Origin of the sequence: Psychrobacter sp. CAM01 (assembly GCF_032842965.1) — a bacterium.
GTDB lineage: Bacteria > Pseudomonadota > Gammaproteobacteria > Pseudomonadales > Moraxellaceae > Psychrobacter > Psychrobacter celer.
Genome location: NZ_JAWJBL010000001.1, coordinates 1 through 22,196 on the forward strand (window position 1 = coordinate 1; position 22,196 = coordinate 22,196).

A 22,196-nucleotide genomic window follows, 5' to 3' on the forward strand; every position below is an offset into this window, starting at 1 on the left:
CAATATGCTGACTGAAGACTGGATCAAGGTTTATAACACCGAAAGACCCCATGATTCACTTAATGATATGACACCTGCTGAGTACAGGCAGGTGGCTTAATTATTCTACGTTGATGTTGTGTTAAGAATGGGGTATTTACAGGATGAGTTTTACGCAGCATCACCATAATTTTTGTTACCAGCCCCATGCGACAGCGAAATATCAGCGTGCTACAATATTCAGTCTATAGTTGAGCCCCTCTACAATAGGCACTACACCGACAAAGGCCGCGCAAACTACCTATCAGTAGCACCTGGCCTATATAGTCATTGCCCGTTTTATTTAGGACTAACTATATACCGACGTCATGTCCTGATGACGATAAAAACGTTATATAATTAACATCAGCTATCCCCAACCACCCTTCACTATAAAAAGGATCCCTCATGAGCGAGTTGCAATTGTCTGACCGCGTCAATAGCATCAAACCATCACCAACGCTAGCGATTACCAATAAAGCCAAAGAGCTAAAAGCCTCTGGTAAAGACATCATCGGCCTAGGTGCTGGCGAACCTGACTTTGATACGCCAGAGCACATCAAAAAGGCAGCCATTGATGCAATCAATAACGGTTTTACCAAGTACACCGCTGTCGATGGTACGCCAGAGCTCAAAAAAGCCATCATTGATAAGTTCAAACGTGATAACGACATCAGCTATGAGCCAAATGAAATCCTAGTATCGGTCGGCGGTAAGCAGTCTTTCTTTAACCTTGCCCAAGCCTTTATCAATCCAGGCGACGAAGTCATCATCCCAGCACCTTACTGGGTCAGCTACCCCGACATGGTCATCATCGCAGGTGGCAAACCCGTCATCGTCGAATGCCCAGCAGCGCAGAATTTCAAAATCACCGCCGAGCAGTTAGAAGCCGCCATCACGGACAAAACCAAACTGCTAGTGCTAAACAGCCCATCGAACCCAACAGGTATGATCTACACACTAGATGAGCTAAAAGCCATTGCGGAAGTATTAAAAAAGCACCCACACGTCTATATCGCCTCAGATGATATGTATGAGCACATTCGCTGGACGGGTGATAAATTCTACAATATCTTAAACGCCGCACCTGAGCTAAAAGAGCGCGCCATCATCCTAAACGGCGTATCAAAAGCCTATGCCATGACAGGCTGGCGCATCGGCTACGCTGGCGGCCCTGCCAAACTCATCGGCGCGATGAAAAAAGTACAGTCGCAGTCCACTTCATGCCCAACTTCTATCAGCCAAGTGGCTGCCGAAGCCGCCATCAGTGGTGACCAAAGCGTACTAGCACCTATGGTAGAAGCCTTTGAGAAGCGTTGTGATTTGGTCGTTGATGGCCTAAATGCCATTAAAGGCATCACGTGCCTGCGTCCTGATGGCGCATTTTACGTCTATCCTCAAATCAAACCATTGATCAAAGCCGCTGGCCTGTCTTCATGTACAGAGTTTTCCGCATGGCTACTAGATAAAGTTGGCGTAGCCGTCGTCCCAGGTGATGCCTTTGGTCTTGGCGGCTATATGCGCATCTCTTATGCCACTGACGAAGCGACGCTAAAAGATGCGCTATCACGTATCGAAAAAGCCGTGGCTGACTTGGACGTTGCTGAATAAGCAACTCACTAAGCAAAAAGGCTTTTAAGCTAAGTAGTCTGATCGTTAAAAACCATAAAAAAAGACGCCCCATATTTGTTATGTGGGCGTCTTTTTTATGACGGCTTTTGATAAAATAGCTCTCTTTTCTCATTAAAATGACAATCTTTGCAATTTATGAAAAAAAAGGCTTGACGTATTTTTTATCTTTGCTAGAATACGCCCCACTTAGCAAGAACTCATTAGAGACTTTCTAAGTCTTGTTGTCACGTATCATGTACGTACAGCCTATTCTCCAATAGCTCAGTTGGTAGAGCAACGGACTGTTAATCCGTGTGTCCCTGGTTCGAGCCCAGGTTGGAGAGCCACATTTTAGTTGTAAAAATTTGAATTATTTTTAATTCAATTATGGCATTTGCCAAAACCCTCATCACTTTGATGAGGGTTTTTTTATGGTCGTCTGTTTGTTATGCAGTTTGGTCTTATCAGCAGTCTGATTTCTTTTAGCTCGGGGCTTGTAGCAGGGAATTTAAGGAGTATAACGCCTTGGTGGTATGAGGTCTTAAGTTAGCAAATAAAGATAAGATAGACAGACAAAGAAAAGCCCCGAACCTAGGGCGATTGGTTCAGGGCTTATGGCGCTTCATGTTGTTGTTATTATTATTTCTTCCATGTCGACTTATCCTAAGTCATAAACAGTCATCTATAAGACAGCGGGCTGACCTGTGCTTTTATCGATACTGCCTCAACACTGCATCCTTGCCTCTCCTTGTGTTGATGGTTGTATTGTAGGGCAATCACTTTGATGCGCCTAGAGGCTAAAGACCTTATTTCGCGTAAGCATATGCTTACATTTGTACACCCGCTTACTGCCCCACTTGCCTTGTTTAGCGGCTCGTGATTTGTCTAGAACCAATCTGCCCTACTATCCCACTCTATCCCAATAACTGCTGCTCCTTAGCATGCTCTTTAGAGACTTTTTCGCCTTCTTCTTTGCCCTCTTCTATTTTGTTATCTGTCTCTTTTATATCGTCTGCTTCGGCCGTTGGGGCGTTTTTCTGTTGTTGCGCGGCTTCTTCTGGCTCATACTGCAGCGTCGTCATGACTGGAAAGTGATCAGAGCCTATAGACGGCAGACGCTGAATATCAACGACTGTGAAGCAAGCACTGTGAAAAATATGATCAAGCGCCCAGCGCAAAAATGGATAATTGACATGAAAGGTATTGATAAAGTGGCGGCCGATACGCGGGTCTAGCAAGCCTGAGATACGCTGAAAGCGGCGCGTCGTCTTCGACCAAGCCACATCATTGAGATCGCCTGCCAATATAGCGGTTTGATTGTGCTCTTTGATGTGTTTGCCGACCATTAGCAGCTCGGCATCGCGAGTGGTCGATTTGTCGGCCTCAGTGGGACTGGGCGGCATGGGGTGTAGGCAGTATAGCCAAATCACTTGACCATTTTTCAGGCGCAGCTGCGAGTGAATCGACGGTATGTCATCTATCATCAAATACTTGACCTCAGGATCGATCAGCTCAAGTTTTGAGTACAGGTGCATGCCGTATAAATTGTCTAATGGCACCTTGACGGTATAAGGATAGTCTGACTCAATCTGCTCCAGTGCTTTTTCCCACTTTTTATCACTCTCTAAGGTGATTAAAATATCGGGCTGCTTTTGCTTGACCAGATCGACCAGCTTTTGGGTATGATCATTGGGCGTTAGGACATTTGACACCATGAGTTTTAGTTGATGCGCTTGCCCTGTAGATTTGGATTTTGCTTGTTGTACTTCTTTTTTCCATAGTTTGGTATAGGGCAACACCATTCTTAGCTGAAACGCCAATGTGAGGCTCAAAACCACAAACAACAACCACTGCCCTAGCTGCCAGTCTGGCCAAAACATCAACATACTAACCCAAGCGATCACCCCCAGCACCATGATCTGAATACGAGGAAACTCGACAGCGCGTACCCACCAATTATCCAGCGGCAGCCAGCCCCAAATCGTCACGAACGCGACAAGCCCTGCTAGCCACTGGGCAGAATAATATAATAGTGAAAGATCCATAGTATGTATTAACCGTTGGTTGAAATTCTGGTTTGCCGCTGCACAAGGTATGCTGGGTGTTCAGGCATCTTTAGGCGTACGGCTCACGATACTGATGCTAGCGCTTACTTTAGCACTTCAATCCAGTGACGCCTACTGCCACAGTCGAATTATATGACAACAACTATAAAACATTACAATGTCAAGCATCTGGCAGTGTGGTGTTGGTGACTCGTTGACAAGCTTTTGTTGATAAGGCTTTTGTACCATAAAACCGCAATGACCAGCATCTGCATACTAATAACATCACGTTATAATCAACATAGCAAATAGTGTATAAAAAACCGCTAAAAATCGCCAAAACGTCTTGCTTTTTGGGAGCATTCACGGCATTGTTATTGGTTGGCGACGCAACAAATAATTGTAAATAGGATTAAATTTCATGAGTAATTTAACAGTAGGCTTGGTGGGCTGGCGCGGCATGGTTGGCTCAGTGTTGATACAGCGCATGCAGCAAGAAAAAGACTTTGATGGTATTACGCCCGTGTTTTTTTCGACCAGTAACGCAGGTGGCGATGCGCCAAGCTTCGATGGCGTACAGACCAGCCAATTAAAGGACGCTCATGATATCGACGCACTCGCAGCTTGTGATGTGATTATTACCTGTCAGGGCGGCGATTACACCTCAAAGGTGCATCAGCCCCTACGCGATAGCGGCTGGAATGGCTACTGGATCGATGCAGCCAGCACCTTGCGTATGGCAGATGACAGCATCATTATCCTTGATCCAGTCAATCGCAATGTCATCGATAGCGCGCTCGCCAGTGGCAAAAAAGACTTTATCGGTGGTAACTGCACGGTATCCTTGATGCTGATGGCGATCGGTGAACTGTTTAATAAAGGCTGGGTAGAATGGGTCAGCGCCATGACTTATCAGGCGGCGAGTGGCTCTGGCGCAAACAACATGCGCGAGCTCATCGAAGGCATGGGCGTACTACGTGATGCGGTCAAGGACGAGCTGGCTGATCCTGCAAGTGCTATCTTGGATATCGACAAAAAAATTGCGCAGACCCAGCGCGCAGATGACTTCCCTAAGCAGTATTTTGGTGTACCGCTCGCAGGCAGCTTGATCCCTTATATCGATGCGCAATTAGAAAACAAGCAATCGCGCGAAGAATGGAAAGGCGGCGTCGAAACCAACAAAATCCTTGGCAATTCAGCAGCCAACACCATCCCTATCGATGGTATGTGTGTGCGTATCGGTGCCATGCGCTGCCACGCCCAAGGCCTGACCATCAAGCTCAAAAAAGACATCCCGCTAGAGGAAATCGAAGCGGCGCTAAAAAATAGCGGTAATGAGTGGTTGGACTTGGTCGAAGACGACAAAGAAGCCACGATGAACCGCTTAACACCTGTTGCCGTAACAGGTACCTTGACTGTGGCGCTAGGACGCCTGCGTAAGCTAAACATGGGGCCTGAATATCTCGGTGCATTTACTGTGGGTGATCAGCTACTGTGGGGTGCAGCCGAACCCTTACGCCGTATGCTAAACATCATCCGCAAGCAAAACGCCTAATTTTATAACTCAACTATGAAGTACAAAAAAGACAGCAGATGGCTGTCTTTTTTTATGGCGATTTTAGGTTCACTCCTCATAACGCGCTATGAGCCGTACATAATCGCGCATAATATAAATGGCAGAAAATAAATTGATACTGGCATCCCTGTCCCAATAAACCCTTAACAATGCTATAATTAGTGCCATTTTCATAGCTTACATAGCGGTTATCATATGCAATTTGTCTTACACAAAACGGCCAGCGGCGAGACGCGTGCGCGCCGTGGCACTGTCCATCTCAATCATGGCGACGTACAAACGCCTGCCTTTATGCCTGTCGGTACGTACGGCACGGTCAAAGGTATGCTGCCGCGCGATATCGAAGCCATTGGCGCTGATATTATCCTTGGCAATACGTTTCACTTATGGCTACGTCCTGGTACTGAGGTCATCGACAAGTTTGGCGGTCTGCACAAGTTTATGCATTGGGATAAGCCTATCTTGACCGACTCAGGCGGCTTTCAGGTCTTTAGCCTCGGTGCAATGCGCAAAATTACCGAGGAAGGCGTTAATTTTAAGTCGCCCATTGACGGTGCTAAGGTATTTTTGTCACCAGAAAAATCGATGCAAATTCAGTACAGCTTAAACTCAGACATCGTCATGCAGTTTGATGAGTGTACCCCTTATCCTGCCACTCACGACGAGGCCAAAAAGTCTTTAGAGCTGTCGCTACGTTGGGGCCAGCGCTGCGTTGACGAGCATAACAGACTAGGCAGCACCAATGCGCTGTTTGGTATTATTCAAGGCAGTATGTACCCAGATCTACGCCAGCAATCGCTCGAGGGCCTGCTTGAGATTGGTTTTGATGGTTATGCCATCGGCGGCCTATCTGTCGGCGAACCAAAAGATGAGATGATGGATGTACTAGACTATATCCCAGATGCGATGCCAGCAGACAAACCGCGCTATCTGATGGGCGTTGGCAAGCCTGAGGACATCGTTGAGGCGGTACGCCGCGGGGTCGATATGTTTGACTGTGTCATGCCCACTCGTAACGCCCGTAATGGTCATTACTTCGTCACAGGCGATACAGACAATGCAGGCGTGGTGCGTATCCGCAATAGCCAGTATCGTAACGATGAAGGCCCACTAGACCCTGAGTGTGATTGCTATACTTGCCAAAACTTTAGCCGTGCCTATTTATACCATCTCAATAAGTGTAAAGAGATGCTAGGGGCGCAGCTGGCTACCATTCATAACCTGCGTTATTATCAGCGCTTGATGCAAGGCATCAGAGACGCTATCGAGCAAGATACCTTTGATGCCTTTGTCAGTGAGTTTTATGCCAAGCGTGGTCAAACGGTGCCTGAGCTAAACCTACGCTAACGCTTTAAACACTCATCTATCTTTCTGCATCTTTATCTATCATTCAAACCAAAAAAGGGCTTAAGAAAATTCTTAAGCCCTTTTTACTGCTTGACTGATGCATGCATCATTTAAAGAGGTTAACAACCAAACGTTTTAATCCATCAATGTGGTCACAAATACGATAACCACTGCGATTGGTGCTACAAACTTGGAGATAATCTGCCATAGCGTCCACGTACCATTAGACAGACCCAGTTCTTGCTGAATACCGCGCTGATCCATCTGCCAGCCAAGGAAGATAATCGCCGCCAGACCCGTAAGTGGTAGGATAAACTTACTGGTGAGCTTGTCTAAAGCATCAAAGACACCGTTGCCCATGATTGTAAAATCAGCCCATAGGTTAAACGACAACAAGGCTGCGATACCGAGTAGCCAAATCACAATACTCGCCACGATGGTCGATACTGTACGGCTCATCGAGGTACGCTCTTCTAAAAACTCCACCGTCGGCTCAAGCAGCGAAATCGATGAAGTGATAGCGGCAAAGGTAATCAATAAGAAAAACAAAGTACCGATGATCGTACCTGCGCCCATGCTACCAAAGGCAATCGGCAAACTGACAAAGATAAGACCAGGGCCTGAGGCAGGATCTAACCCATTGCTAAAGATAATCGGGAAGATCGCCAGACCAGCAGCCAAGGCAATCACGGTATCCAATATAACCACTGTACGAGCAGTTTTTAGTAAGTTAACTTCACGGCCCAAGTAAGAGCCATACGCAATCATAATACCCATACCGATAGATAGGGTGAAGAACGCATGACCAAGCGCAGCAAGCATCACGTCTGCAGTCAGCTTACTAAGGTCTGGAGCAAATAGGTAAGCAACCGCTTCACCAAATCCGCCGTTCATGACGTTATAACCAACGATGACAAACAAGATAAGACCCAATAATGGCATTAACACCTTGGCGGTTTTTTCGATACCACCTGTCACCCCCATACCGACGATGATAGCCGTCAGCACCATAAACACAGTATGCCAAATGGTCAATGTGCCGGCTGATGCCAGCATAGCATCAAATGTCGCACCGACTGCATCACCATCTTGGCCAGCAAATTCACCTGAGGCGATTTTGGTGATGTAGTTTAGCGCCCAGCCACCGATGACACTATAAAACGATAAAATTAAAAAACCACCCAAAATACCTGACGCACCCACGATACCCCAGCTGCGTGACTTGCCTTCGCTGGCGGCCACATCAGCAAAGGTATTGACTGGGTTTTTTTGTCCGCGGCGACCGATCAACCACTCAGCGACTAGAATCGGAAAACCTACTAACGCGATACAGAATAAATAAGCGATAACGAAAGCGGAACCCCCACTTTCACCGACCATATATGGAAATTTCCATATATTTCCCAACCCAACTGCCGATCCTACCGCTGCTAGCACGAAGCCAAAGCTTGAGCTCCATTGTGCATGTTCTTGTTTATTCATAGCCATCTTTTCCGTCCTCTTGCTTCAATTAATACCACTGATAACCTTCCTTGATTATCATAAGCCGCCTATCACAATACTTAAGCGAATTATTAAACGCCCCGATATGAAGCGTCCAGTAACATTAAGAAAAAATTGTTTACAATACCGTAAACGCTCAGTTTCTGCTAAGCCATCAAAAAAGTCAAGTGCTCATAAATATAAAAAGCCATAACAATTGGTTATGGCTTGCTATCATTTTACCTATAACTAACAAGAGTTTGGACTATTAACAATTCTTTTTATCATGGACTGTGATTAAGCCTAATCAATTGTTTACTAACTACTTAGCGCACGACACCGCGGCGTTAGCGCACGACACCGCGGCGGCTGTTTTGTAATGAGTCGATAAGCAGCTGAATCTTTGGCTCTTTCGGCAGTAGCTCGTTATGCAACACCTCAAGCGCTTGTACAGTGGTTAGACCAGATCTAAAAATCGTACGATACGCTTGACGCAAAACATCAATTGTCTCTTTTGACCAGTTTTTGCGGCGCATACCTTCGACATTGAGGCCATGAGTTTTGGCAGGATTGCCAGATACCATAGTAAAGGCTGCCACATCTTTTAAGATTAGACTTGCTCCACCGATCAGACTATAGTCATCTACCGTACAAAACTGATGAATACCAGAGTTGCCACCGATGATGGTATGGTTGCCGATAGTGACATGACCCGCGACCCCCACATTATTAGCCAACACATTGTGATCGCCTATCACGCAGTCGTGAGCCACGTGGGTGTTGACCATCAACAAATTATGACTACCAATCTTGGTCAACTCGCTGTCTTGGGCGGTGCCGCGGTGCAAGCTGCAGGCCTCACGAACGGTATTATAATCGCCAATCTCAAGCCAAGTGCGTTCGCCTGCATACTTCAAATCCTGCGGATCTTCACCAATACTGGCAAACTGATAAAACTGATTGTGCGCGCCGATACGAGTCAGCTTGGTCACGACCACATGACGATGCAACACCGTATGCGCGCCGATGCTGACATCATCCCCGACGATACAGTACGGGCCAATGGTTGCAGTCTCATCTATCTGAGCGGAGGGTGAGATGAGTGCTGTTGGATGGATCTGACTCATAATGTGGGCCTTTGTATCTTCTGGTGCGAATAAATGGTAAAACACTGACCGTCAGTCATAACTTATCAAACAAACCAAAGTCAGTCTTGCGACAAAATATCGATGCTCATTATAATTCTTCTTGTCTGTTTTGACATAACTCTTTAGATACTGATGAGCCTAAAAGTTATCAGCCAATTTTATTGCTCTTGACGAGCAATCATAACCTGTGCGCTCGCCGCCAGCTCGTCTTCGACATGGACGGTACAGTCAAACTTATAAATACCGCGCTTTTGCATCACAGTTTTTGCTCGAATAATCAGCTGATCACCAGGGATAACGCGGCGCTTAAAACGAACCTTGTCCACCCCAGCAAACAAATACAGATAACCATCTTCGGCAGTCAATCCTGCACTGATAAACCCAAGCACCCCTGATACTTGTGCCATACACTCGACCATCAGCACGCCTGGCATGATAGGCTCATTGGGGAAATGCCCATTAAAAAACTCTTCATTAATGGTGACGTTTTTGACCCCAGTGATGCATTCACCAGGGATACAGTCGATCACTTTATCGACCAGCATAAAAGGATAGCGATGCGGTAAGTAGTGCTTTAGCGTATGATAAGTCAGAGGCAAAGTCAGGCCTTGCTCAGCCAAGCTTTTCATATCGGTATCATTTAAAATATCTATGTCATTGCTGCTCATATGCCGCGTCCTTGCTCATTGCTAAGTATAAAAGGATTAAAAGGTTAAGGGTTAAAATATTGGATATTATATGGTTAACTACTAAAGGTTGTAACAGAGAGTGATATCCTGTGGTCAGTCAAATCAGCGCTCATCGCGACCAAGCTGGCGAAACCTAACTGCAGCGCGTCGCCAATTGGCAGTTGGCATGGCCGCGGTACCTGAAGAGTAAGAGCCTGCTTGTTTGATGGATTTGGTCACCATCGTCATACCCGATAACGTAACATCATCAGCAATCTCGATATGGCCGGTGATACCGACCGCGCCACCAATGATACAGCGTTTACCGATATGCGTACTCCCAGCGATACCAGTGTGCGCGGCGATGGCCGTCCCATCACCGATATGCACGTTGTGCGCCACTTGCACCAGATTGTCGATAATCACATGATTGCCGATGACGGTATCATCGATAGCACCGCGATCGATACAAGTCTGACTGCCAATACGGACATGATCACCGATGATGACTCGGCCTAACTGCGCAATACGCTCCCACCCGGTGGTGCTTGGGTCGTTGGTCGGGGCAAAGCCAAAACCTTCTGAGCCAATACTTGTACCAGCATGCACTCTGACATGATCGCCGATGGTACAGTCATGACCGATGACCACCTGTGATTTGATAACACAATCGCTGCCGACCCTCGTACCTGCCTCAATCGTCACATGGGCGGCCAGCGCTGTTCGCGCCCCAAGCTGCACCTGCTCGCCTATCACACAAAACGCCCCTATGCTCACCTGCTCGCCGATGATGGCACTATCGGCAATCACCGCACTCGGATGAATACGACTCGAGGCTGACTGATAAGCAAATAACTGACTGGCGCTGGCGTAAGCCAAGTATGGATTTGCGACCACTAACGCCAAGGTTGATGCAGGTACTTGCTCGCGATGATCTGCCGTGACTAGTACAGCTCCAGCCTGACTGCCTGTCAAGCTAGAGAGGTAACGAGGATCGGCCAAAAAACTCAGCTGCGTGTCATTGGCTGTCGTCAGACTACCGATACCGCCAAGCTGTTGGCATAACTGCTCAGCGCTCAGCTCTGCTTTATTTATAACAGGCTGGCGCTGCTCAATTTGGGTGATAAGTTGCTCAATCGTTATCATAGTTATTATTAGTATGAAGTAAGAATAAAAGTCGTATTATAAATAAGACAGTCATCAAGCTGCTATATCAGCTTGATGACCAAGTTATCTATTGCCATCTATTTATACCACACAAGTTATGGTGCCGTACAAATAAGAACAAAGCCAAAGCGCTTCAGATGGTCGCTACATTAGAACGTATTACCAATCTGGAACTGTACTTTTTCGGTCTCATCACCTTCTTTATCGCCGATAGGCACCGCATAGCTCAAGGAGATAGGGCCAATTGGCGTATACCAAGTGATACCAGCACCAGCACTAAAGCGCAAGTCATTGTCTTGAGTCAATAATGGTATACCAGTATCCGTTCCATCATTCGGGTTAATAAAGTTGCGATCCTCTTTATCGGTGGTGTCAAAGACTTGCCCGCCCTCTGCAAATAGTACGGGACGTACTTGGTCAGCCCAGTCACCTTTAAATGGCATGGGCAACACCAGCTCTGCCCCAAAGCTGGCCAGCGCGTTACCACCGATCTCTTCGTCTTTATAACGAACCTCATCATTAATGGCATCATAATACGTCTGTGATTTTGGCCCAAGTGTTGAGGCTTCGTAACCACGGACAGAGCCATAGCCCCCAGCGTAGAAGTTTTCATAAAATGGTAAATCATTACCATAGCCAAGCTTGGTATAACCACGTGCTATCCAGTCCTTATAAATCGGATAATAAATATTACCGCGGTACACAATTTTTTGATAGCTGGCATCACCAAGTCCGATGGTTGCATCGACGGTATGGCTCATGCCTTTGGTTGGAAACACAGGACGATCTAGGGTGCTATAGTCCCAACCAAATAGTAGATTATAGGTCTGATAGTCGTTTTTAAAGCCAGTACGCCCAGATGGCTTTCCTTCACTATCTGTGAAGTTTTTAAACTCGCCGCCATCATCAATGATTTGCTGTACGTTCGATACGCCAAGCCAGCGGCCACCCCGTACTGAGGTATTATCCACATTGAGACCTGCACTAACACGTTTGGTTTCATCGACAGGGTAGCTGTAGTTGAGCGTCGCACCATAGGAGTCAGTCACATAGTTACTGACGTTTCTGTCATCGTACTTGGTCTCACGATAATACGCGCTCAAACCTTGAGAGACACCGTTTTCGGTAAAGTACGGATCAGTATAACCCAAACTATACGAGTCGCGGGTCTCTGAGCGAGACAACGCGGCTTTGACTCGGTTACCTGTACCCATAAAGTTGTTTTGGGTCAAATCCAGCTGGAAGGTCACACCACCACTTTGTGAGTAACCAGCGGCAACGGTCGAGCTACCTGAAGGCTGCTCTTCTACCGTGTAATGTACGTCTACTTGGTCTGGCTGGTTGGGCACTGGTTTGACATCGACATTGACGGCTTTAAAAAACCCGGTGCGCATCAGACGCGTGCGTGACAATTGAATTTTTTCGCTAGAGGCAAGCGCGCCTTCTAGTTGGCGCATCTCACGGCGCAATACTTCGTCTTGGGTTTTGATATTGCCCGTAAAGTTGATACGGCGCACGTAGATAGGACGGGCAGGATCGATAAAGTAATCCACATCGACCATTTTAGTATCGTCATTGATACGTGGTACTGGTCTGACTTGGGCCAGATAATAGCCTTCGTTGCCATAACGGCGCTTGAGCTCGGCGGTGGTTTCATCGAGTTTGGCTTGCGAGTATTTTTCGTTTGGGGCAAAGGTAACCAGCTCTTGTAGCTCAGTCGTCTCAAACGTCGGCTTACCTAAAAAATTGACCTCACCAAACTGGTACTGCTCGCCTTCGCTTAAGCTGACTTCGATAAACACACTGCGCTTATCTTCGCTGATGTTAAGTACCGCATTGTCGACAGCAAAACGCACGTAACCGTCGTTTTGATACAAGGCTTTTAAGTTTTCCAAGCTGGCCGCCAGCTTTTCTTTGGCATAGCGATCAGACTTAGATAACAGGCGTGTCCAAGAAGATTCTTTTACGGCAAAGACATCTTTGATCTCATCATCGCTGAAGTGTTTGTTACCGATAATATTGATATCGACGACTTTGGCAGGTTTGCCCTCGATAAAGCGTACATCGAGCTTGACACGATTGCCATCGAGTAGCGTTTGGTCGACTTCGATATTACTGTTGTAATAGCCTTGGCTGATATACTGCTGCTGCAGCTCGTTGGCGACGCCTTGTAAGGTCGCTTGCTTGAGTACATCACCGACAGACAAACCTGCGTTGCTCAGTCCTTGCTCTAGTCCTTCTTTTGGAATGAGCTTATTGCCCTCAAAGTTGACTTCGGCGATGGTAGGACGCTCAACGACATCAAAGCGTAACTGACCACCTTCGACACGGCTTTGAATGTCCGCGAAGTTTTCGGTCGCATATAGCGCCTTAATACTGGCCGCCAAGCTGCTGTCATTTACCGTATCTCCTACCGTGATAGGTAGAACCGGATAGAGGCTATCGGGGGTTAGACGTTGTAAGCCATTAAAACCGATGTCAGTCACTACAAATTCTGCAGCCTGTACCGGCATACTCATCATCGCTACCACTAACGGCAACCCTGCCGCGCTCATAAATAAAGGCGTACGCATAAACACTATCCGTCAATAAAAAATTGCTTAAGTTAAGTTAAAAAGCATATGTTGTCTTGTCCATTTGCCACAAAGTCGTATGCTTTGGCGGACAAGACTCAGAACACTTTATATAAAACGCATCATAAAATAAACTAAAAATTACGATTAGTACAGAGACGGCGGCACAAAGCTGCTCTGCCGTCACCCTCGCAATCGCTGCCCGATACGCGTAAAACCATTAGTGTATCTTGCCTTATCACCCAAACGCTTGGGCAAACCATCAAAACAGTCGGCTGATATCATTACCAATTGCTAACACCATGAAACCTGCCAGCAAGAGTAAACCGATATTAAGTCCAGCCATTTGTACGCCTTCTGAGAGCGGCTTACCGCGAATCAGCTCTATGAGATGATAGACGATATGCCCTCCATCCAATACAGGAATGGGTAAAAGGTTGAGCACTGCCAGACTCAGACTGATCAGCGCGGCGGTAGACAATACCATCTGCCAGCTAATATCGAAGCTTTGTTTGGCGACTTTAGCAATGGTAATCGGGCCTGATAAATTATCGAGACCAATCATACCTGAGAGCATTTTGCCCATCGAGCTGACCGTCATCACCGCCAGCTGTTCGGTTTTTTCAAACGACTTGACCAGTGACTCGCCTGGACCATAGACCACTGTGGTTTTATATTCATCAGGAATAACAATCTCAGACTGTGCCACCATAGCACCAATTTGCCCAAAATCGTTACCTAAATTGTCTTTTTTGCCCTGCGGCATGATGGCCAATTGTACAGGCTTACCCTCTCTTAAGACGGTAAAATTGAGTAAAGTCTCAGGATTATCGCGAATGATGCGCGTGGCACTGATCCAGTCTGCGATGGCGACATCATTAATCGCAGTGATGCGGTCACCGACCTTAAGGCCTTGGCGACTGGCGGCGCCATCAGGCGTCAGCTCACCGACGATAGGGGCAATCGTCGGTTGCCATGGCAGCATACCAAAGCTGCTCAGCGCATCTTTTCCATGGTCATCGCCTTGCATAAACTCATCTACAGGCGCGTAGTAGGTCTTGGCGGCGTTGTCATCAGCTTGTAGTGTGACACTTATATTGTCCGTCTCGCCCATGCGCCCAGCGAGACGGTAATTAATCCCTTCCCACGTCTGCACCTCATGACCATCGATGGCGACGATCTTATCGCCAACGGGCAGCTGAGCGGTGGCCGCTGGTGTATCAGGCAACACCTGCCCAATCTTTGTCGCCAGCTGCTCAGATGGGGTCATAAACAACACCCAAAACAAACCAATCGCAATAACAAAGTTCATGATAGGCCCAGCGGCGACGATGGCGATTTTTTTTAGCGGATGTTGTCGGTTAAATGCCAAATGCTGCTCATCGGCTGCCACCTCGCCTTCTCGCTCATCGAGCATTTTGACATAGCCGCCCAGTGGCAGCGCCGAAATACGATAATCAATACCGCTTTTTTTGCTGGTCCAGCCTGCGACTTTGGGGCCAAAACCAATAGAGTATGTCAGCACCTTAACACCGCACAGGCGCGCCACGATATAGTGCCCCCATTCATGCAGAGCAATGAGCGGACCTAAGACAAAAATGGCCGCAAGGAGCGTCAATAAAAACGTCATGATGTCTTCTCAATATGGTTTTTTAGCAAGTTCTCTCGTACAAGGCTGATTTGCAGGACTTCTACTTTTATAGCGTCTGCGCCGCTTATATGGACTCTGCCACCTTGGCCACCAATGCCTCAGTATGCCGACGCGCTAGCTGGTCAATCGACAATATATCTTCTATATCCGCCGACGCCGCTAACAGTGGCACTTGTATCTCACTGAGCGCCTGTTCATTGATATCAGCAATATCTGTCAAGCGAATTTGTTCTGCCAAAAACGCGGCCACGGCAATCTCATTGGCAGCGTTGAGCACGATGGTCGCCTGCGTACCCGCTTGCATGGCTTGTCTCGCCAAACGCAAACAAGCAAATTTTTGTAAATCAGGCTCGATAAATTCTAGGCCGCTTAGTGCATACAAGTCCAAAGGCTGCGAGCCGCTATCAATACGCGCAGGATAGCTGAGTGCATGAGCAATAGGGGTCTTCATATCTGGGCTGCCCAGCTGCGCTAAAAAGCTGCCGTCGCTATATTCTACCATTGAGTGAATGATACTTTGTGGATGAATCACCACATTTATTTTATCCTCACTCAAATCAAACAAATGACAGGCCTCTATCAGCTCAAGCCCTTTGTTCATCATCGTTGCCGAGTCGACCGATATTTTTTGTCCCATCGACCAATTGGGATGTTTGACGGCTTCAGCGACACCAGCTTGCTGCATCTGCGCAAATGACTGCTGCAAAAATGGCCCACCAGAGGCGGTCAACCACAGCTTACGCACCCCGTGCTTTAGCTGATGAATCTGGCAGCTGTCTTGTTGGATATCTACCGGCAAACATTGAAAAATCGCGTTGTGTTCAGAGTCGAGCGGCAACAAAGTGGCGTGGTGGGTTTTGACCGCATCGATCATCACCTGTCCTGCCATCACCAGCGCTTCTTTATTAGCAAGCAAGATACGCTTGCCTGCGCGCGCGGCGGCCAACGTAGAAGGCAGCCCTGCTGCACCGACAATGGCAGCAACGACCGTATCGGTTTGGCTATCGGTGGCGATATCTATAAGTCCTGCTGCGCCGCCGACGACCTCGATATCAAGCTTCGCTGCCCTCAGACGCTGAGCAAAATCATCGACTGCGGCTGCCGGTACGTTGACGCGCTTTGGCACAAACTGCTGACACAGCGCAAACAGTTTGTCCAAACGATGGTAACCCGACAAGGCATAGACTTGGTATTGCTGCGGATGAGCCGCCAAAATCGCCAACGTACTATCGCCAATCGAGCCAGTTGCGCCTAATACGGCGATACGTTGCATCATAACCATCGTTGCCTATCAATAATACAAAAAAAATAAAAATAAAGCCTAACTGGATAAACCCAAGCAAGACACTTTTATACCACCATCAAACCAAAGTATTGCAGCGCCCAAAAGCCAAGCGCAAATATCGGCGTGGCAGACAATAAGGAGTCAATACGATCAAGGATACCGCCATGCCCTGGCAAGATCGTCCCTGAGTCTTTGACACCAGCACGGCGTTTGAGCATTGACTCAAACAAATCGCCGAGTACCGAAGCCAATATCGTCAGTACCGATAGCGCGACAAAGGCGATCAGCGGCACCCCTGTCAGCTGTAGCTTAAAGACGCTGATGGCCACAACGACGAGCAACCCTGTGACAATGCCGCCAGCCAATCCTTCCATACTTTTATTGGGTGAAACGTTTGGTGCCATTTTTCGGCGACCAAGCTTGCGCCCAACAAAGTATGCCCCACTATCCGCGCACCACACTAATAAAAACACATACAGTAGCCACCAAGCCGATAGCTGCCACAGATAAAACATAGCCGTGATGGCGGCGGTTAATATCACCGCGCCCATCACGCCCAGTTTTTTGCCATACCAATTGGTCGTCGTCGGAAAGACCCGAACCCAAGACAGCGCCATCAACCATATGGCGAGCGATGCGGCCCACCAAAACAGCCACGTCACTTCAAGCAGCAGCGACACCACGGTCAGCGCCAAAACCAAAAGCACAAACAACGCTGGTTGACGCCATTTGGGCATCAGTTTGGTCCACTCGTGAGCAGCGATGATTACCCCTACCCCCAACAGCGGCGCAAACAAAATCGGTGTTTGGCTCGCAAACATTGCAATACCAACGATAATAACGAGAACAATTGCCGTCTTAATCCGTTGCCACATACTCATTGAGCCTTATAATAATGAAAAACGTATGGTCAAAAAATGCATTATAGCAGCTAATCCACAATAGCCCACTCATTGCTACTGACTGCAACAAAAGCGGTTTATTATTTCATAAGCACGCGGCCTTAACCACTGTGAATAATCACGACTAAAAGCGTAGCAGGCTTTTAAGGCACAAAAAAGACAAGCAGCGAGCAAGTATCAGACAAGCAAGTATCAGATAAGACGTTAGGGTCGTTTAGGGTAATTGCTGCGCGCAAGCGATTTGCTCGCTGGTTTTACCAAAGCGGCGTTGGCGCTGGGCAAACTCTGCAACCATCGATGCCAGCTCTGCTGCGCGAAAATCAGGCCATAGGGTTTTGGTAAAAAACAACTCAGCATAAGCGGACTGCCATAATAAAAAGTTCGATAATCGGTATTCGCCGCCCGTCCGTATCAGCATATCGACCGCTGGGGCGTCTGCTAACTGGACATGGCGGCCAAGCAAGTCTTTATCGATATCATCAGCACACAGCTCCCCTGCCTGCACCTGTTTGGCCAACTGTTTGGCAGCATGGGCAATATCCCATTGTCCACCATAACTGATGGCAATGACCAACGTCATGGCATCAAAATGCGCGGTTTTTTCTTCTGCATCGGCCATCAGTGCTTGTAAGTCCGCACTGAGCGGACTGCGATCTCCGATAAACCGTAAGCGAATACGGTATTTGTCCATCCGCGGCATTTGCTCATGAATGGTCGAGGTTAAAAGCTGCATGAGCAGCGCCACTTCACTCGGCGGACGTTGCCAGTTTTCGCTAGAAAAAGCAAACACCGTCAAAACCTCGATACCAGTATCGACACAGTATTCGACAATAGGGTCTAGCGCATCTTTTCCTGCCACATGTCCATGGCCTTTGGGTAGATGATTGGCTTTACCATAGCGGTTGTTGCCATCCATAATGATAGCGATATGACGGGGAAGAAGAGCAGGAGCCGAGGCGGCTGAAGTAGACATAGGCTAGCTTGCTTATTGTTGAGATGGTTTAATGATAACGCATGCCATGACGGCAAAAAAGCCAAAAAGATAAGATGTGGTGATTATTCACAAACTTATCATAAAGCGGTCTGCTACGGCTTTATGATTGACGACACAATAATAAGCAGCCAATCGCACTGGCGCAGTGGCTGCTAAACGACATATAGTCCATTGGAAATAAAACTTTTATAGATAGGGCTGCGCGACTGCTATAAGCTTTACTTGCGTGCTGCTATCGTTCGATGCGGCGTAGCCTGCATTTACAGACAGCATCCCAGTCGCGCTCTGCTATCAATCGTTATACTTCCATCAGCTCGCTTTCTTTTTTGCTCAAACGGCTGTCGATGGTTTCGATATATTTGTCAGTGATTTTTTGAATATCATCACTAGCGCGGCGCTCGTCGTCTTCTGAGATCTCTTTTTCTTTTGCCAGATCTTTTATGTCATTCATCATATCACGGCGGATATTACGAATCGAGACGCGGCTGTTTTCTGCTTCACCGCGCGCCAATTTTTGCATATCGCGGCGGGTTTCTTCTGTCAATGCTGGCATCGGTACACGAATCACATCAGCGGTCATCGGGTTCAATCCCAAATCCGCTTCGCGAATGGCTTTGTCGACGGCCTGTACCATCGTACGGTCAAAAGGCTGTACAAGCAATGTGCGCGAGTCTTCGACGTTGACACTGGCCACTTGGTTGAGCGGTGTGTCGGCACCGTAGTAGCTGACCATCACGCCAGATAGCATGCCTGGATGGGCGCGGCCTGTACGTACCTTACTAAAGGTGTTTTCAAGCGCTTCTAAGGTTTTTTGCATACGGGCTTCGCCGTCTTGCTTAATCTCTTTAATCATTGTGCATCCTTATTTATCGCTGTCGATAAATCATTCATGGTTGTTAATATATGGTTGTTTTTCGGCAACTCATCGCTCGTGGCAGGCCACTTGACCGCGCATATTGGGCAATATTATGCCAATTAATGCTAATGATAAACGCGCGTGCCTTCGTTTTCGCCCATAACCACATTTAATAAGGCGTTGGGCTTGGTCATATCAAACACTTGTAGCGGTACATTGTGCTCACGGCACAAGGCGATAGCGGTTAAGTCCATAACGCCAAGTTTTTGCTCTAAGACTTCATCAAAAGTCAAACCATCGTATTTTTTGGCATCGGCATGCAAGCTTGGGTCTTTGTCATAGACGCCATCCACTTTGGTGGCTTTTAATATCAAGCCTGCTTCGACCTCGATACCGCGCAGACATGCTGCTGTGTCGGTGGTAAAGAAAGGATTACCAGTACCGGCGACAAAGATACAAACCTCACCGTTTTTTAGGTAGCGAATGGCATTGCGGCTGCTATAGCTTTCAGTGACTTCACCAATCGGTAAGGCTGACATCAAGCGCGTTTTGATATTGCGGCGCTCAAGCGCATCACGCATGGCCAGACCGTTCATCACAGTCGCAAGCATACCCATTTGATCGCCGGTCACACGGCCAACTAGGCCCTCTTGTTGCAGCTGAGCACCGCGATATAAATTACCACCGCCAACGACGATACCAACTTGCACACCAAGGCCGCGCAAGTGGGCGATAGATAGGCTCATCTTATCGAGCACTTCGGTATCGATACCCATGTCCTTGCCACCAGCTAAGGCTTCGCCTGAGAGTTTTAGCAAGATACGAGAGTAACGCGGGTTTTTGTCAGACATGAGGTCACCTTGTTAGCATTAAATTATAATTAAAGTCATCGGTAAAATACAAATGAAGATTGCCTTCTGATTTACGTACAGCCAGCGTTGATACGCAGGCCAGTGTCTGCGTATTGCTAGATTACGTGCAGCGCCCTACTCGTCGCCCTACTCGTGATGCAGTGCTGAGTAGATAAAAAGGCCAAATTGCGCTAATTGTAGCAAAAACTGCCCGCGATTGGGCAATTTTCACTCATCTATCATTGTGACGGCCTAGGGCGTATCCTCAATTCAATCAATAGCCATCTAAATGGGCTAAAAATGGCTAAATCTGGCCAAACGGTGTCAAATAGCTGACTAATATCTCGATATTATCTGCGCTATCTTCCTTGTTTGACTGCGATTTATCTCATTTTTATCACCATTTTTAAAATGAGGACACGCCCTAGCCTTGATAGCTGGCAAATAAGTCGTACTCGCTGGCCTCGTCAATGGTGACGGTCAAAAACTGACCAACCTTGACTTGCGCGCTGATGTCATCAACATAGACATGACCATCGATCTCTGGGGCATCGGCGTAACTCCGACAAATCGCAATGCCCTCAGCACTATCGATCTCATCGACCAATACCGTTAAGGTTTTACCGACTTTCTCTTGCAGCTTTTGTGCTGAGATGTCTTGTTGTAGCGTCATCAAGCGCTCATAGCGAGATTGCTTCACCGCTTCAGGCACATGACCTGGCAAGTCATTGGCTACCGCGCCTTCGACCTCTGAATAGGTAAAGGCACCGACGCGATCAAGGCGTGCCTCGACGAGCCAATCGAGCAGACATTGAAAGTCTTCTTCGGTCTCGCCAGGGAAGCCGACGACGAAGGTTGAGCGAATGACGATATCAGGGCAAATCTCACGCCACGCTTTGATACGTGCCAAGGTGTTTTCGCTATGTGCTGGACGCTTCATGGCCTTTAAGATGCGGTGACTGGCGTGCTGAAACGGAATGTCTAAATACGGCAGTAGCTTTTTTTCACCCATCAGCTCGACGACTTTATCTACGTGCGGATACGGATAGACATAATGCAGGCGCACCCAGATACCCAAGTCATTTAGTGCTTGGCATAAATCATAAAACTTGGATTTGAGCGGCATGCCATTCCAAAAGCTGGTTTTGTACTTCAGATCGAGCCCATAAGCAGACGTGTCTTGCGAGATAATTAGCAATTCTTTTACGCCAGCGTTTTTGAGCGCCAGTGCTTCGTTCATGACATTATCAATCGGACGCGAGACTAAGTCACCGCGCAAGCTTGGAATGATGCAAAAGGTACAGCGGTGATTACAGCCTTCTGATATTTTTAGATAAGCATAATGGCTTGGGGTCAGCTTAATACCCGCTTCATTGATCAGATCTATTTTTGGATCGTAATGGCTATCTACGTCGCGCTTGGGTTTGGGCACATGCTGCGAGACGGCAGTGATGACCTCATCATAAGCATGTGCGCCTGTGACCGATAGCACCGCTGGATGCATCTCACGGATTTTATCCGCTTCTTTTCCTAAGCAGCCAGTAACAATGACTTTACCGTTTTTGCTGATGGCTTCTCCGATGGCATCGAGCGACTCTTGTACCGCTGACTCAATAAAACCGCAGGTGTTAACCACCACCAAATCTGCGCCGTCGTAGTCACTTGCGACCTGATAACCATCGCGGCTAAGCTCTGTGATGATCCGCTCGCTATCGACCAGTGCCTTTGGGCAACCAAGCGACACAAAACCGATCTTTGGCACGGCTTGAACTGGCGCATCGCTCGCAGCTGTACGGGCTACTGTGGCATCGCCACTTTGCGCGATACTGCGGTTTTGATTGTGATTGGCTTTGTGGTGATAGGGCTGAGTGCCGTCCGCCTGACTCGTTGACTGCTTTTGCGCGTGCGCAGGCTTAGCAGGATTAAAGATAGTGGCTGTGTTTTTTGGAGCAGTAGAAGCTGGCTGTGAAGATATCGTCGTATTTACCGACTCGGTAGAGGTGTTGGGCATGGCTAACCTTG

Annotated in this window: 17 protein-coding genes and 1 tRNA gene; 5 read left to right on the plus strand and 13 right to left on the minus strand. The window is 47.6% G+C overall.

Translation table 11 applies throughout. The annotated features are described in order from the left end of the window. The 3 genes from R0I52_RS00005 to R0I52_RS00015 form a co-directional block, all read left to right on the plus strand. Nucleotides 1–100, plus strand: a 100-nt coding sequence (locus R0I52_RS00005; protein ID WP_317052769.1) for an integrase core domain-containing protein, incomplete at its 5' end; no start/stop codon positions are given. Between the two features lie 326 nt (nt 101–426). Then, nucleotides 427–1,629, plus strand: coding sequence for a pyridoxal phosphate-dependent aminotransferase (locus R0I52_RS00010; RefSeq protein ID WP_317052624.1), 1,203 nt, complete (start codon nt 427–429; stop codon nt 1,627–1,629). A 271-nt stretch (nt 1,630–1,900) separates the two neighbouring features. Continuing rightward, nucleotides 1,901–1,976 (plus strand) — tRNA-Asn (locus tag R0I52_RS00015). Nucleotides 1,977–2,543: 567 nt separating this feature from the next. Here R0I52_RS00015 and R0I52_RS00020 read toward each other — a convergent pair. Beyond that, nucleotides 2,544–3,674, minus strand: a complete 1,131-nt coding sequence (locus R0I52_RS00020) for an endonuclease/exonuclease/phosphatase family protein (RefSeq protein ID WP_317052625.1) — start codon at nt 3,672–3,674, stop codon at nt 2,544–2,546. A gap of 421 nt (nt 3,675–4,095) precedes the next feature. Here R0I52_RS00020 and asd point away from each other — a divergent pair, with 421 nt between their 5' ends. Both asd and tgt read left to right on the plus strand, forming a co-directional pair. Beyond that, nucleotides 4,096–5,229 (plus strand): aspartate-semialdehyde dehydrogenase, encoded by a 1,134-nt coding sequence (asd, locus tag R0I52_RS00025; RefSeq protein ID WP_317052626.1) that lies wholly within the window; start codon nt 4,096–4,098, stop codon nt 5,227–5,229. A gap of 216 nt (nt 5,230–5,445) precedes the next feature. Next, entirely contained in the window at nt 5,446–6,597 is a 1,152-nt protein-coding gene (gene tgt / locus R0I52_RS00030) for a tRNA guanosine(34) transglycosylase Tgt (protein ID WP_075101550.1), read from the plus strand. A 135-nt stretch (nt 6,598–6,732) separates the two neighbouring features. Here tgt and R0I52_RS00035 read toward each other — a convergent pair whose 3' ends face one another. From R0I52_RS00035 to rimO, 12 genes are all read right to left on the minus strand, one after another. Then, on the minus strand, nt 6,733–8,085 hold the full coding sequence (locus tag R0I52_RS00035; RefSeq protein ID WP_317052627.1) for a sodium-dependent transporter: 1,353 nt from the start codon (nt 8,083–8,085) through the stop codon (nt 6,733–6,735). Nucleotides 8,086–8,426: 341 nt separating this feature from the next. Then, the gene (gene lpxA / locus R0I52_RS00040; protein ID WP_317052628.1) at nt 8,427–9,206 is read right to left on the minus strand and encodes an acyl-ACP--UDP-N-acetylglucosamine O-acyltransferase; all 780 of its coding nucleotides are present in this window, start codon (nt 9,204–9,206) and stop codon (nt 8,427–8,429) included. 179 nt (nt 9,207–9,385) lie between these two features. Further along, entirely contained in the window at nt 9,386–9,895 is a 510-nt protein-coding gene (gene fabZ, locus R0I52_RS00045; protein WP_075101548.1) for a 3-hydroxyacyl-ACP dehydratase FabZ, read from the minus strand. Between the two features lie 123 nt (nt 9,896–10,018). Then, nucleotides 10,019–11,041, minus strand: a complete 1,023-nt coding sequence (gene lpxD / locus R0I52_RS00050) for a UDP-3-O-(3-hydroxymyristoyl)glucosamine N-acyltransferase (protein ID WP_317052629.1) — start codon at nt 11,039–11,041, stop codon at nt 10,019–10,021. 170 nt (nt 11,042–11,211) lie between these two features. Then, nucleotides 11,212–13,635, minus strand: a complete 2,424-nt coding sequence (bamA, locus tag R0I52_RS00055; RefSeq protein WP_317052630.1) for an outer membrane protein assembly factor BamA — start codon at nt 13,633–13,635, stop codon at nt 11,212–11,214. Nucleotides 13,636–13,897: 262 nt separating this feature from the next. Next, nucleotides 13,898–15,265: an RIP metalloprotease RseP gene (rseP, locus tag R0I52_RS00060; protein ID WP_317052631.1), complete on the minus strand. Its 1,368-nt coding sequence runs from the start codon at nt 15,263–15,265 to the stop codon at nt 13,898–13,900. A gap of 85 nt (nt 15,266–15,350) precedes the next feature. Further along, a complete protein-coding gene (gene ispC, locus R0I52_RS00065) occupies nt 15,351–16,562 on the minus strand; it encodes a 1-deoxy-D-xylulose-5-phosphate reductoisomerase (RefSeq protein WP_317052632.1) in 1,212 nt (403 codons plus the stop codon). 74 nt (nt 16,563–16,636) lie between these two features. Continuing rightward, nucleotides 16,637–17,446 carry a phosphatidate cytidylyltransferase gene (locus tag R0I52_RS00070; RefSeq protein WP_317052633.1) on the minus strand — a complete coding sequence of 270 codons (810 nt, stop codon included), beginning with the start codon at nt 17,444–17,446 and terminating at the stop codon, nt 16,637–16,639. A gap of 241 nt (nt 17,447–17,687) precedes the next feature. Next, a complete protein-coding gene (gene uppS, locus R0I52_RS00075) occupies nt 17,688–18,446 on the minus strand; it encodes a polyprenyl diphosphate synthase (protein WP_317052634.1) in 759 nt (252 codons plus the stop codon). Between the two features lie 319 nt (nt 18,447–18,765). Next, entirely contained in the window at nt 18,766–19,320 is a 555-nt protein-coding gene (frr, locus tag R0I52_RS00080) for a ribosome recycling factor (RefSeq protein ID WP_075101541.1), read from the minus strand. A 128-nt stretch (nt 19,321–19,448) separates the two neighbouring features. Continuing rightward, nucleotides 19,449–20,174, minus strand: a complete 726-nt coding sequence (gene pyrH / locus R0I52_RS00085) for a UMP kinase (protein ID WP_075101540.1) — start codon at nt 20,172–20,174, stop codon at nt 19,449–19,451. A 424-nt stretch (nt 20,175–20,598) separates the two neighbouring features. After that, complete coding sequence (gene rimO, locus R0I52_RS00090; protein ID WP_317052635.1) at nt 20,599–22,185, minus strand: 30S ribosomal protein S12 methylthiotransferase RimO; 1,587 nt, start codon at nt 22,183–22,185, stop codon at nt 20,599–20,601. Nucleotides 22,186–22,196: the final 11 nt, after the last annotated feature.